Source organism: Thermoanaerobacter mathranii subsp. mathranii str. A3 (assembly GCF_000092965.1).
Lineage (GTDB): Bacteria > Bacillota > Thermoanaerobacteria > Thermoanaerobacterales > Thermoanaerobacteraceae > Thermoanaerobacter > Thermoanaerobacter thermocopriae.
In genome coordinates this window covers 1,723,448-1,737,827 of record NC_014209.1, presented here as the reverse complement: position 1 = coordinate 1,737,827, position 14,380 = coordinate 1,723,448, and the positions used below count along the sequence as shown (strand labels likewise).

The 14,380-nt window shown below is 33.2% G+C and carries 10 protein-coding genes and 2 pseudogenes; 10 read left to right on the top strand and 2 right to left on the bottom strand.

Features of this window, described 5'->3' with window-relative positions; translation table 11 throughout:
* Positions 1-2 precede the first annotated feature (2 nt).
* The 10 genes from TMATH_RS08660 to uxaC all read left to right on the top strand — a co-directional run bounded on the left by TMATH_RS08660 (position 3) and on the right by uxaC (position 12,521).
* A complete protein-coding gene (locus TMATH_RS08660) occupies positions 3-752 on the top strand; it encodes a sugar phosphate isomerase/epimerase family protein (protein WP_013150661.1) in 750 nt (249 codons plus the stop codon).
* 1 nt (position 753) lies between these two features.
* On the top strand, positions 754-1,680 hold the full coding sequence (locus TMATH_RS08655; RefSeq protein ID WP_013150660.1) for a sugar phosphate isomerase/epimerase family protein: 927 nt from the start codon (positions 754-756) through the stop codon (positions 1,678-1,680).
* A gap of 236 nt (positions 1,681-1,916) precedes the next feature.
* Positions 1,917-2,888 carry a 2-hydroxyacid dehydrogenase gene (locus tag TMATH_RS08650; RefSeq protein WP_013150659.1) on the top strand — a complete coding sequence of 324 codons (972 nt, stop codon included), beginning with the start codon at positions 1,917-1,919 and terminating at the stop codon, positions 2,886-2,888.
* Between the two features lie 242 nt (positions 2,889-3,130).
* Complete coding sequence (locus TMATH_RS08645) at positions 3,131-3,886, top strand: DeoR/GlpR family DNA-binding transcription regulator (RefSeq protein ID WP_013150658.1); 756 nt, start codon at positions 3,131-3,133, stop codon at positions 3,884-3,886.
* 25 nt (positions 3,887-3,911) lie between these two features.
* Positions 3,912-5,360, top strand: a complete 1,449-nt coding sequence (locus tag TMATH_RS08640; protein WP_013150657.1) for a tagaturonate epimerase family protein — start codon at positions 3,912-3,914, stop codon at positions 5,358-5,360.
* Between the two features lie 18 nt (positions 5,361-5,378).
* Positions 5,379-6,389, top strand: coding sequence for a D-isomer specific 2-hydroxyacid dehydrogenase family protein (locus TMATH_RS08635; protein WP_013150656.1), 1,011 nt, complete (start codon positions 5,379-5,381; stop codon positions 6,387-6,389).
* Positions 6,374-7,858: a gluconokinase gene (locus TMATH_RS08630; RefSeq protein ID WP_013150655.1), complete on the top strand. Its 1,485-nt coding sequence runs from the start codon at positions 6,374-6,376 to the stop codon at positions 7,856-7,858. Before TMATH_RS08635 ends, TMATH_RS08630 begins: the two co-directional genes overlap by 16 nt.
* An 18-nt stretch (positions 7,859-7,876) precedes the next feature.
* Positions 7,877-9,283: an NADP-dependent phosphogluconate dehydrogenase gene (gene gndA, locus TMATH_RS08625; RefSeq protein ID WP_013150654.1), complete on the top strand. Its 1,407-nt coding sequence runs from the start codon at positions 7,877-7,879 to the stop codon at positions 9,281-9,283.
* Between the two features lie 210 nt (positions 9,284-9,493).
* Positions 9,494-11,119, top strand: a complete 1,626-nt coding sequence (locus TMATH_RS08620; RefSeq protein WP_013150653.1) for a mannitol dehydrogenase family protein — start codon at positions 9,494-9,496, stop codon at positions 11,117-11,119.
* Position 11,120: 1 nt separating this feature from the next.
* Entirely contained in the window at positions 11,121-12,521 is a 1,401-nt protein-coding gene (gene uxaC / locus TMATH_RS08615) for a glucuronate isomerase (RefSeq protein ID WP_013150652.1), read from the top strand.
* A gap of 206 nt (positions 12,522-12,727) precedes the next feature.
* Here the strand turns inward: uxaC and TMATH_RS08610 are convergent.
* Positions 12,728-13,515, bottom strand: a pseudogene (locus tag TMATH_RS08610) (transposase); the annotation flags it as partial.
* Positions 13,512-14,380, bottom strand: a pseudogene (locus tag TMATH_RS08605) (IS6 family transposase); the annotation flags it as partial. The pseudogenes TMATH_RS08610 and TMATH_RS08605, both read right to left, overlap by 4 nt.

Genomic DNA, 14,380 nt, shown 5'->3' with positions numbered 1-14,380 from the left:
AAATGAGCATACCTATAGCACTTCAACTTTACACTTTGAGAGAGGAGACACAAAAAGATTTTACAGGTACTCTTGAAAAGGTTGCGGAAATAGGATACGAAGGAGTGGAATTTGCAGGATATAGAGATTTAAAAGCTTCTGAATTAAGAAAAGTGCTTGATAGATTGGGATTAAAGGCTGCTGGCAGTCATGTAGGACTCGATTTATTAAAAAGTAATCTTGAGGAAGTGATAGATTATAACCTCGAAATAGGCAATAAATACATAGTCTGTCCATGGAATGAGTACAAGTCAAGAGAGGATTATATCGAAACAGCAAAGTTGTTTAATAAAATAGGTGAAAAGTGCAAGGAAAAAGGACTTGAGTTTTGTTATCACAACCATAATCACGAATTTGAAATATATGCTGGAGAATATGGACTTGATATACTTTACAAAAATACATATAAAGACCTTGTAAAAGCCGAAATTGATGTGTATTGGGTTACATATGCGGGAGTTGACCCGTTAGAATATCTTAAAAAATTTTACAATAGACTACCTTTAATTCACTTAAAAGACATGGATAAAGAGGACAGGTCTTTTACTGAAATAGGAAATGGAATTATCAATTTTAAAGAAGTAATAAAAATTGCAAAAGAAAATGGAGTTAAATGGCTAATTGTTGAACAGGATGTGTGTAAAAGACCGGCAATTGAGAGTGTAAAAATAAGTTTTGAAAACCTAAAAAAGATTTTAGAGGAGGAAATGTAAAATGTATTTAGGATTTTTAACAGTATGTCTTGGGAATATGCCTCTTAAAGAAAAAGCTAAGTGGGCAAGTGAAAATGAGTTTAAATCACTGGAAATTGCCTGCTGGCCTAAAGACAATACGAGGGATTATTCTGCAAGTGATATAGATGTAGAAAATCTTACACCCGAAGAGGCGGAAGAAATAAAAAAATATTTTAAAGAATACGGGCTTACAATTTCATCTCTTGCCTACTATGATAACAACCTTGACAGAGATCCTGAAAAAAGAAAATTTATAAACAATCATTTAAAAAAGTGCATTGATGCAGCTAAAATGCTTGGAACTGACATGGTAGGAACTTTTATAGGAAGAAACATTGAAAAGAGCATAAAAGACAATTTTGATGAATTTGAAAGAGTCTTTACTGATATAATAAGCTATGCGGAAAATAAAGGAGTAAAGATAATTATTGAAAATTGTCCAATGGAAGGATGGCAAGTTCCAGGACTTCCTGGCACTATATCCTTTGCACCTGAACTTTGGGAGGAGATGTTCAGAAGGATACCTTCAAAAAACTTTGGTTTAAACCTTGATCCCTCACACCTGGTGTGGCAATTTATAGACTATATTGATGTGATACCACAATTTAAGGACAGAATATTTCATGTACATGCAAAAGACACAGAAATATTTGAAGATAAATTTAAAAGATATGGAGTTTTCAACAGACAACTTTATACTAACCCAAGAAGTGAACTGGGGTATTGGAGATACAGAATGCCAGGAATGGGAAATGTAGATTGGGGCAAATTTATAAAGACTTTAAAAGACAGTGGGTACGATGGAGTAATAAGCATTGAACATGAAGACCCTGTTTATGAAGGTAGTGAAGAGAAAGTTAAAGAGGGACTTATTTTAGGCCTAAATCACCTAAAGCAATTTATATAATTTTGACAAAGCCCAACCGATAATTAGGTTGGGCTTTGCTGTGTAAAATTTCAGAAGCAGGTTGCTTTAATGAATTTAGCGTTTACAATAGTAGATAACATAGCCACCGTTTTGAACGAAGTGTGCGACCTTGAACCGAGCAAGTACTAAACTTATTTTTAATGAACCTTTTGTATTTTATTACAATACCTGTTATACTATATTTGATGGAATAAATTTGTAGGGAGGGAATTGTTATGTTTAAAGTGTATGTTACAAGGATGATTCCTGAGGAAGGGATTGAACTTTTAAAAAAGTACTGCGAAGTTGAAATAAACCCAGAAGACAGACCCCTTAAAAGAGAAGAGTTACTTGAGGCAATAAAAGACAAAGATGCTGTTGTGACGCAACTTAATGAAAAAGTTGATGCAGAATTCTTTCATACAGCAAAAAATTTAAAAATTGTTGCAAATTACGCTGTAGGATTTGACAATATTGATCTAAAAGAGGCGACTAAGAGAAGAATCTATGTTACAAATACACCAGATGTTTTAACAAATGCAACAGCAGAACTTGCATGGGCACTTCTATTTACAGCAGCTCGAAGGGTTGTTGAGGCTGATAAATTTACAAGAGAAGGAAAATTTACTGGGTGGGCACCAAATCTTTTTTTAGGTAAAGCTGTGACAGGAAAAACATTGGGAGTAATTGGTGCGGGGCGGATAGGACAAGCTTTCGCTAAAATGTCTAAAGGGTTTGAGATGAAGATTTTATATACTGCAAACACTCCCAAAGAGGAATTTGAAAAAGAAACAGGGGCAAAGTACGTTGACTTGGAAACACTTTTGAAAGAATCGGACTTTGTATCAATTCATGTGCCGCTAACACCTCATACACGCCATTTAATAGGTGAAAAAGAATTAAAACTCATGAAAAAAACTGCAATTTTAATAAATACAGCAAGAGGCCCTGTTGTAGATGAAAAAGCCCTGGTGAATGCATTAAAAAATAAAGACATTTATGCAGCAGGTCTTGACGTATATGAAAAAGAACCAGAGATTACAGAGGAGTTAAAAACTTTAGATAATGTAGTAATACTTCCACATATAGGAAGTGCTACAGATGAAGCAAGGAGAGATATGGCGGTACTTGTTGCACAAAATATAATAGACGTAATAGAAGGAAGAACGCCGCGCACCCTTGTAAATAAAGACATATTGGAGAAGTAAATTTTTCGGAATCCCTAAAATGGGATTCCTTAGTTTATTCTTAAAAAACCATACAAACTAATAAAAAAATTTTAAAACAAAGAAGGATTTTTTGGATTTATGTAGAATTAATATATTAAAGTCAATAAAATCCACAAACAAAAACAGCATTTCCAACTTGAATCTGTGTTTTGTTTTTATTTGCTTTATTTTATGTTTTGAGCAAAGTAAAGACAAATTGATATTTTTAGGAGTGGATGTAGATGCTGGTTTCGACAAGGAGAGATAAAATCAAAGAAATCATTTTAAAAAAGAAAGCCGTTAAAGTCTCTGAGCTTTGTGAGATTTTCAAAGTTTCTGATGAGACGATAAGAAGGGATTTAGAAGAATTGGAAAGGCAAGGACTGGTAGAAAGAAACTATGGAGGCGCAGTACTGAAAGAAAATATTATTATCTCTCCACTTGTCAAAAGATTTAAAGAGCATACAGAAGAAAAGCAAAAAATTGCTGCAAAAGCGTTAGAAGAAGTAAAAGAAGGAGATGTCATTTTTTTAGATGCGGGTTCTACTACTTATCACATAGCCCGACTTCTTAAAAATTTTAAAAACATAACTGTTGTAACAAATGCTTTAAACGTTGCTACAGAATTAGCCAATAATCCTAATATTAATCTTTTTATTACTGGTGGAAAATTAAAAACTGACAACCATTCGATGGTAGGCTTTGAAACAGTAAATTGCATTGGTAAATACAACATTGACATTCTTTTTTTAGGGACTGGTGGCATCTCCTTAGAAAAAGGTCTTACGACTTCTGATATTTTTGAAGCAGAAGCTAAAAAAGCCATGATAAAATCAGCCAGGCGAGTAATTGTCGTGGCTGATAGTAGTAAATTTGGAAAAGTTGCAATGGTATCCTTTTGTACTTTTGATAATGTAGAAAAGATAATAACTTCTGGAGAACAAAACAAAGAGATAATAGAGGAATTAAAAAATTATGTAGAGATTGAAGTGGTATAGAAAATTTAATAAGGAGAAGATGGCAATGGTTGAAAAAAGTATATTGGAAAAACTTACTGATTTTTTGTTAAACCATTCATTTGTATTATACCCTAATTCATTGAGAAAGTTAAAAGAAGACACATATATTTTTGTGGCAAAAAAAGATGCTGATAAAAAAATAGGGATTTTGACAAAAGAAAATTTCAAATTAACTTCCCCTTATTTTGTTGAAGATAAAAATGTAAAAGAAATAGATTTTTACCTCAATCTCTATCCTTTAAGTTTTGAAAATTATTTGATATTGAAAAACTTTGGTATTTCTCCTACACCATGTAGGCAAAAATCTTCTTTTGGCACAGGAGATAGGCTGGGGCTAGTGACACCTGCTCACATAGTGGCTTTAAAAGAATATCCGGTATTTCCTGTATTAGCTCAACAATCTCCAAGAGAACTTGAAAAAACCCATAGAGATTTTAAAGATGCCCTTTTAAAAGTCATACTTGGGGTTTTAGAAGCAGGTTATACTGGAGAATTTGGTGCAGATGCCGACCACATAAAAGATGAAAAATATCTATTAAGAGCTATTGAAGCAGGTTATACAATGTACACTCTTGACGTAAGTGAGTTACTAACCAAAATTTTAGACATTTCCTCAAATCAAGTGATGCAAATATCTCCACAAAGCAAAGAGATAATAGAGGCTTTTAAAGGCAAAAAAATTAGCATTTCAGAAGAAGAGTATACAATTAGAGAAGATGAATTGTATAAATCTGCGCTAATATATGAAAAAGCAATGAATTTTGTAGAGAAGGTTTATAGCATACTTAAAGAAAAAGTGAAAGACTTTGATTTAGAGATTTCTATAGATGAAGGAGAAAAAGATACAACAGTAGAAGATCACATATTTGTAGCAGAGTATTTGCATAAAAAGGGAATAGACTTTTGGAGTTTAGCACCTAAATTTCCTGGGGAATTTCAAAAAGCTATAGACTATAAAGGGGATATAAATAAATTTGCAGTAGAACTAAAAAAACATTATGCTATTTCACAACAATTGGGAGGCTACAAATTAAGCCTTCATTCAGGTAGTGATAAATTTAGCATTTATGAAATTTTTAGTGAAGTCACTCAGCACAGTTTCCACATAAAGACATCGGGTACTAGTTGGCTTCAAGCGGTAAATCTTATATTTGAAAAGAACAAAAAGCTGTTTTATGAACTTTATAAAATTGCTTTAAATAATTTAGAAGAGAGTAAAAAAGCATACAAAGTTTTAATTGATAAAGATGACTTTGCCGAAGAACCAAATTTAGAAAATGTGCAAATTCTTTCACAACCAGAGATAAAGCAACTTTTCCATATTTCTTATGGGGTTTTACTTGATGAAAAGAAAGAAGAAATATACGATGTTTTAGATAAATATGAGGAAGAACATTATCAATTTGTTTCAGCTAATATTAAAAACCATCTAGGAAAAATATTTAATAATTAAATTTGGGAGGCATAAAAAATGGGTGTTAAAATTGCCATTGTAAATTCCAGCAGTTTTGGCAAGCATTTTCCTGAACATATTGAAAGGTTAAAAGCATTAGGAGAAGTAGAAAGATTTGAACTTCCCCACGATATGAGAGGGAAGGCATTAGCGGAAAAGCTAATGGGGTATTCTGTAATAATTGCCAGTGTCAAGCCATATTACGATAAGGAGTTTTTTGAGCATAAAGACAAAACTCTTTTAATAACACGTCACGGCATAGGTTATGATACAATAGACATTAAAAGTGCTACTGAAAAGGGAGTTATTGTAACGAAAGTTGAAGGCATTGTAGAAAGGGAAGCTGTAGCCGAAAATGCTATTGCACTTTTACTAGATGTTATGAAAAAAGTAAGGTCTGCCTCACTTAAAGTGAAAGAAGGAAAGTGGGGGGAAAGAGCGAGCTTCATTGGATATGAAATAAAAGGCAAAGTTGCAGGAATTATAGGTATTGGGAATATTGGAAGCAGAGTTTGTGAAATCCTGAGATATGGGTTTGGTGCTAAAGTAGTGGCTTATGACCCTAATCTTTCAGCAGAAGAAATAGAAAAAAGGGGAGCAGAGCCTGTCACATTAGAGGAACTTTTAAAGAGGGCAGATATAATTTCTTTAAATGCTTCGCTAAATCGCGACAATTATCACATTCTTTCTCATAAAGAATTTGCCATGATGAAAAAAGGTACATTTATTGTCAATACAGCAAGAGGAGAACTTATAGACACAGAGGCTTTGATTAAGGCGTTAAAGGAAGGAATAGTTTTAGGAGCAGGGTTAGATGTTATAGAAGGGGAACCTATTGACGAAAATCATCCTCTTTTGGCATTTGACAACGTCATAATAACGCCTCATACTTCTGCATACACTTATGAATGCCTAAAAGGCATGGGGGACAAAGTGGTTTCTGATGTAGAGAAAGTTTTAAGAGGAGAAATACCTGAAGGGGTAATAAATCCAGAAGTTTTGGAGGGTAGGCCATGGAAAAAAATTTAATTCTTTCCGTTGACATCGGTACTACCAATTTAAAAGCTGGAGTTGTAGATGAAAAAGGAAATATTTTAAGCCTGTACAGAAAAGAAACTCCGGTAGAAAAAGGAAGCGATGGAAAGGCGGAACACAATCCAGATGTTCTTTTTAATGCCTTTGTAGAAGCGGCAAAAGAAGCAGCAAAAGGCTATGAGGATAAAATTTCTTTAATTGTGCCTTCTTCCTATATGTTTGGGCTGATTCCTGTGGACGAAAAATTAAATCCTTTAATGGGAGTAATGACTCTTTTGGATTTACGTCCAAAAGAGATTTTTGAAGAGCTTTTAAATGAAGTAGACATAAAAGAAGTCTATAAAAAAACAGGATATACTCCAACTTTTCATGCTCCCTTGTTTAAAATATACTGGATTAAGAAAAAAAGGAAAGAAATCTTTGAAAAAACGCGGTTTTTTTTGAGTTCTAAAGACTTTATTTTACTAAAACTTTTAGGGGAACCTTTTACAGAGCCCAGCATTTCATCTGCAACAGGATATATGAACGTAAATACTTTAAAGTGGGATGATTATGTACTTGATATATTAGGAATTGATAAAGAAAAGCTTCCTACAATAGTCCCATCGGAAGAAATTTTAATGGACCTTCCTGATGATGCAAAAAAAATCTTAGGCCTCTCAGGAGAAGTAAAAGTTTTGTCAGGAGTTTATGACGGTGGAGCTGTAGGAATAGGAATTGGCGCTTTTGAAAAAGGAGTAGGAGCTATAAATATAGGTACTACTGCAATGTTTAGGGTAGCCTGTCCTGAAGCTATTTTTGACAGAGAAGATTTAATGAGGCTTCAAACTTATTATCTTTGTTGTGGCGAATGGTTTATAGGAGCTGCTATAAACAATGCTGGAGTTATATTAAAATGGCTAAGAGACAATGTTTTTGATATGTCATATGATGAATTGACAGCGGAGGCTTCAAAAGAGGATTCGGCAAATCTTTTCTTTCTTCCCTATCTGACAGGGGAAAGGGATAAAGAGATAGGTAATATAGCATCTGGCGTATTTTTTGGACTTAAAGATACTCATACAAAGGGTCAAATGATAAAAGCCGCTATGGAAGGAGTAGCCTTTTCTCTGAGAAGAATTTCCGAAGCTTTGAAAGATAACAAGGTGAATATAAAAGAAATTAGGGCAGGAGGTGGAGGGACCAAGTCACCTTTGTGGATGGAGATTTTTTCCTCTGTTTTAGGGTTACCAATTAAAGTTTCTAAGGCAGAAGAACCGGCACTTTTGGGTTCTGCACTTTTAGGATATTATGCTTTAGGAAGATACAAGACTTTAGAGGAAGCTACAAATAAATTAGTAAAAATTGAAAATATATATCAGCCAGTAGAGGATAAAATAAGATATTATAACAGAAAATTTGAATTTTTTGAGAGTTTGACAAAAGAGCTTAAAAGTTTATTTGAACTTCACAGTAAATTATAAAAAGTAGGAGGTAATCAAATGAAAGACATTGGATTAATTGGATTAGCAGTAATGGGACAAAATCTCGCTCTAAATATTGCAAGAAAAGGGTATAGTGTATCTGTTTTTAACAGGACAGCTAATACTACCCAGGAATTTATTAAAAACAGAGTAAAAGTTGAAAATATAGAAGGTTATTATGATATCAAGTCTTTTGTAGAATCTTTAGCAAAACCAAGAAAAGTTATTCTCATGATAAAAGCGGGAAAACCAGTAGATGATGTGATTCAACAGCTATTACCTTATCTTGACAAAGGAGATTTAATCATTGATGGTGGAAATTCTTATTTTAAAGATACCTCCAGGAGAATTAATGAATTAAAAGAAAAAGGCATATTGTACCTTGGAATGGGAGTATCAGGAGGAGAAGCTGGAGCTTTACACGGACCATCTTTAATGCCTGGGGGGTCTTACGATGCTTATAAGATGGTAGAAGATATTCTTCTGAAGATTGCGGCTCAGACAGAAGCAGGCCCTTGCTGTACATATGTTGGCAATGATTCTGCAGGGCATTTTGTCAAAATGGTCCACAACGGTATAGAATATGCCATCATGCAGGCAATAGCTGAGGCTTACGATGTACTTCGAAAAGTGTTAAAACTTTCTCCTGAAGAGATAGGAGAGATATTTGAAAAATGGAATAATGGGGAATTAAACTCCTTTTTGATGGAGATTTCTTATAAAATAATGAAATACAAAGACAAAGAAACAGGGAAACACCTTGTTGACCTTATATTAGACGAAGCAGAACAAAAAGGCACAGGTAAGTGGACTTCCCAAACCTCATTAGATTTAGGAATCCCTACACCTTCTTTAAACCTTGCGGTAGAAGCAAGAACTTTGTCTTTCTTTAAAAAGGCAAGAGTAGAATTATCTAAAAAAGTGACAAAAACTTATACCACCACTAATGTGGACAAGGAAAAAATAATAGTTGATTTAGAGAATGCATTACTTTTTAGTGTTTTCATCTCTTTTTCTCAAGGACTGTGGTTTATATCTGAGGCTTCAAAAACTTTTAACTATGACATTGACCTTTCAGAAGTGCTGCGAATTTGGAAAGGCGGCTGCATCATAAGAGCCAAAATTTTAGATTTCTTGAGAGAAATTATTAAAGAAAATACCGAAAATGTAAATCTGTTGAACAGTGAAAAAGCACTGTCTTTCTTGATGAATAAAATTGATTCAATAAAATACATCACTAATTTATCCAAAGAATTTTATCTATCTACTTTTGTGCTTAATTCTTCATTAGATTATTTTTTGAGCATGATAGAAGAAAACCTTCCGGCAAATCTCATTCAAGCACAAAGAGATTTCTTTGGTGCTCACACCTATAAGAGAATAGATAAAGAAGGAATTTTTCACACTGAATGGGAGACACAATAATCCATAAGAAAGAATAGACAATATTGAATTAAAGGGGATTTTTTGTAATCCCTTTTTCTTTTAACAAAAATTCAAAATAAAAAATTAAAAAATCAAGAAGGATTTTTTGGATTTATGTAGAATATATATATTAAACACAAGATAATCCACAAAACAAGGAATGAGTTAGTATGGATTTTATAAAATAGTACGCAGAAAGGAAGAGACAATATGCTTTTAACCAGAGAAGGTATAAAAGACATTGACAGATGGCGCCATGCAGGTATAAAGCTTCCAAACTATGATGTAGAAAAAATAGCAGAGAAAACCAAACAAAATCCCACATGGTTACACTTTGGTGCAGGAAACATTTTTAGAGGATTTATCGCATTGTTACAGCAAGATCTTTTGCACAAAGGTCTTACAGAGACAGGAATAATTGCTGTAGAATCTTACGATTATGAGATAATTGAAAAAGTATACATTCCTTATGACAATTTAAGCCTATTGGTGATTATGCACGCTGATGGCACTCTCGAAACAGAGGTAATAGGCAGTATAAGTGACAAAATATTAGCAGATCCGTGGAGTCAAGATTGGACAAAACTCAAGAACATATTTACAAATCCCTCCTTACAGATAGCAAGCTTTACAATAACTGAAAAAGCCTACAACCTAAAAGACTTTTCAGGAGAATACATCAAAGAAGTAAAAGAAGACATACAAAAAGGGCCAGAAAAACCTAGAAACATCATTTCAAAAATTACCTCACTAGTCTATGAAAGATATTTAAAAGGGAAATATCCTATTGCACTTGTAAGTCTAGATAACTTCTCAGGAAATGGAGAAAGACTTTTCGGTTCAGTGAAAACAATCACAGAAGAATGGATAAAAAAAGGAATGATTGAAGAAAAATTTTTAGATTATCTTACAAATCCATCAAAAGTATCTTTTCCCTTAACTATGATAGACAAAATAGTGCCAAGGCCTTCGGAAGAAGTAAAGAAAAAATTAGAAGGCTTCGGCATAGAAAAAATGGACATAATTAAAACGAGTAAAAATACTGTAATAGCACCTTTTGTTAACGCAGAAAAAATACATTACTTAGTAATAGAAGACAAATTCCCTAATGGAAGGCCTCCATTAGAAGAGGCAGGAGTAATTTTTACAGATAAAGAAACAGTAGAAAAAGTAGAGAGAATGAAAGTGACAACCTGTTTAAATCCTTTGCATACAACATTAGCGATTTTTGGTTGTTTGTTAAACTATAGCACAATAGCCGAAGAAATGGAAGACCCATGTTTAAAAAAACTAGTTGAAAAAATAGGGTATGACGAAGGGCTTCCAGTTGTAGTTCATCCGGGTGTATTGGACCCAAAAGAATTCTTGAGAGAAGTAATAGAAATAAGATTTCCAAATCCATATATGCCGGATACACCGCAAAGAATTGCTACAGACACATCACAAAAAATGGCAATAAGATTTGGAGAGACGATAAAATCTTACGAGCAAAGAGAAGACTTAAACGTTACAGATTTAAAATACATTCCACTTGTCATAGCAGGATGGTGTAGATACTTAATGGGTGTAGATGATGAAGGAAGACCAATGACATTGAGTCCAGACCCCTTATTAGAAGATTTAAGATCCCACGTTTCAAATATAAAATTAGGAGATATAGAGTCAGTAAAAGACAATTTAAGACCTGTTCTTTCAAATAAACACATTTTTGGATTAAATCTCTATGAAGTAGGATTGGGAGAAAAAATAGAGAACTACTTTAAAGAACTAATTGCTGGCGCTGGAGCAGTAAAGAAAACACTAAGAAAATATCTAGAATGTGAGGCGGATAAGTAAGATGAAAAACTTTATGGATGAAAACTTTTTACTCACAAATGATACAGCAGTAACGTTGTATCACCAATATGCCAGAAACATGCCAATTTATGACTTTCATTGCCATTTAAGTCCAAAAGAAATATATGAAAATAAAAGATTTAAAAACATAACTGAAATATGGCTATATGGTGACCACTACAAGTGGAGACTTATGAGAGCTAATGGAATAGATGAAAAATATATTACAGGAAATGCTGATGATTACGATAAATTTATGGCATATGCCAAAACAATACCCATGGCAATAGGGAATCCAGTTTACCATTGGACTCATTTAGAATTACAAAGATATTTTGGAATATATGACCTTTTAAATGAAAAAACAGCGAAATCCATTTGGGAAAGAGCGAATGAAGTTATAAATAAGGATGATTTCAACGTAAGGAACATAATAAAAAAATCAAATGTCAAAATCATAATAACAACAGATGACCCGACGGACTCATTAGAATACCATATTAAGCTAAAAGAACAAAACGAATTTGATGTAAAAGTTTTACCTGCATTTCGTCCAGATAAAGGTTTAGGAATTGAAAAAGAAGATTTTATTCCATGGCTAAAAAAATTAGAAGAAGTCACAGGAAAAGAAATAAATAATTACGATGACTTTTTACAAGCCCTTGAAAAGAGGATAGAATTTTTTCACACAGTAGGATGCAGAATCTCAGACCATGCTTTAGATTACGTATTTTATCAAAAAGCATCAAAGCAAGAAGTAGAGAAAATATTCAAAAAAGCATTGTTGAGAGAGCACTTGACAAAAGAAGAAATAGATAGTTTCAAGACATACACCTTAATATTTTTAGGCAAAAAATATGCTGAATTAAAATGGGTGATGCAGTTGCACATTGGAGCAATGAGGAACAACAATACAAAAATGTATAAAGTACTTGGACCAGACACAGGGTATGACTCAATAAGCGATTTTGCAATTGCATATCCTTTAGCAAGACTTTTAGACGCTCTTGAAGTAGAGGATTCTTTGCCAAAAACTATTTTATACACATTAAACCCTGCAGCAAACTATGTAATAGCAACAATGATAGGAAACTTTCAAGGCGGGAAAATAGCAGGGAAAATGCAATTTGGCACTGCATGGTGGTTTAATGACAACAAGGATGGCATGATAGAGCAGATGAAAGCACTTGCAAACACAGGTTTATTAAGCCGGTTTATTGGGATGGTGACAGACTCAAGAAGCTTTTTATCCTACACGCGGCATGAATATTTTAGACGAATTCTTTGCAATTTGCTTGGTGAATGGGTAGAAAATGGAGAAGTTCCAAATGATATAGAACTATTAGGAAAGATAGTTCAGGATATTTCATTCAATAATGCGAAGGAGTATGTGGGTACTTAAGGTTAGGGATGTGCAAAATTAATAAAATAAATACGACCAAAAACCAGAATATGTATGACATACAATATACAGTAATTAAAACTAGTAATCGAACATAAAGAAAGTGGTAAGGGAAAAGAAAAGACAAAAAGAGGAGTTAAAAAAGGGCATAAATATCCTGTAGAAGTCAAATGTTAAAAAGTGGCATGAACTAAATTCAGTGAAAATTAAGCCGATTTCATCAGAACACTAAGAGATTTAAACTCATCAAATTTACCCAATTTAATAGCTACAATAGCAACAGTAAGCAAAGTAATATGGCCAAAAGTATTAAGGTTGCTCACAGAATTAATATTTCTAACATAAGCTTTTTCAAAATCCAGAGCTTTAAATCGAGAATTATATATTTTTGATTCTACTCTTAGTCTATAGACAGCTTTAAAATATAGGGAGTCTCTATTAATAGAGGATCTATAATCAGAAGATATAACAGCATACTTAATACAGCCTCTATGCTTTTTGCCATTAAAATATTTAGGATGCTGAATAGAGCAAGTAGAATCATCTTTAAAATTGCAGAACTTGCAAACAAATTTTTGCTTAATAAAACCATCAAAATACTGCTTGCCGTCTTTGAGCATTTTAATACCTGCTTCACAAAACGATATAACCATCATCACGTCATCAGTCAGAGGGGGATTTTTAGGATTACGCCAGTTTCGAGGAATAAAACAATGACCATGGAGAATATCTCTAACATAAATTATAAAGTTTCTTAACATCATAACCCTTATCAGCAATAAATCAGTACCAGTCAGTTTAAACCAATTATTAGTATCAGCAAGTAAAGACAAAGCAACTTCAAAATCATGGACATCAGCGGGAGTAATAATTTCAGCGATAGATATAAAGAGATAGCATCAACAATAATATGATTTTTATAGCCCCAACAAAGCTTATAGCGTTTATTAGAAGAATCATTAGAAGCAGAATAAACGCCTAATTTACAATCCTTTTAGTTTTATACCAGGCCTTAAACTGATGGTGGAAAGATTCTACAAATTATTAGAGATATCATTCTTAAAGCTTTCAACTCTAATATGTTTAACACTGTCACCAAATAAAGACTTAACAGGTACTTTATAAGCACTGTAGCGATCACTCACAATAGCAGAAGGAGTTCCTAAATTTCTAACCGAATTAAGCAAAGCAAAAGCTTGCCTAGAGTCTCTATAAGGAGTGAGGTGAAAACCCAGAATAAAACGAGTTTCAGAATCTATAACAAACCAGACATAATATTTTTCACCAGCGATTTTAACTACAGTTTCATCTACATGCCATTTATCAGAATTAAAATTCAACATAGGAATAAGTTCTAGAGAAATATTGTGAAACAAAGTAGCAAACTTTCTACACCAATTACTGGTAGTAGTATGAGAGACCTCAACATTAAAAGCAGTTTTTAAAATTAAAGCAATATTTCTAAATGAATTTTTACCAAGAAAGAACATAGACAAAGCAGAGAGAATGATATGTACAGGATAGCGCATGCGTTTAAAGTTAGTTTTGCCAACGAGCTTAGACATAGAAGTAGAGAGGATAGCAGTAGGTTTTGGGACAAAAAACGAATGATTACACTTTTTATCGCAACAACGGTAATTAGAGTAATACTCATAGTCATGATAAAGGAAAGAAGCTTTACCACAAACAGGGCAGCGAGGATATTTAGCAGTTTTTTTAGAAGAAGGTTTATCAGGAGCAAATTGATGGTGGCATTTACGGCAAAGATACTTTCGAGAACCATCTTTAGTTTTGCTATATTTGTAGAACAGAGAAGTATTATTGGATTTTGGACACTTTAATGGTACAATGTTTTGCAT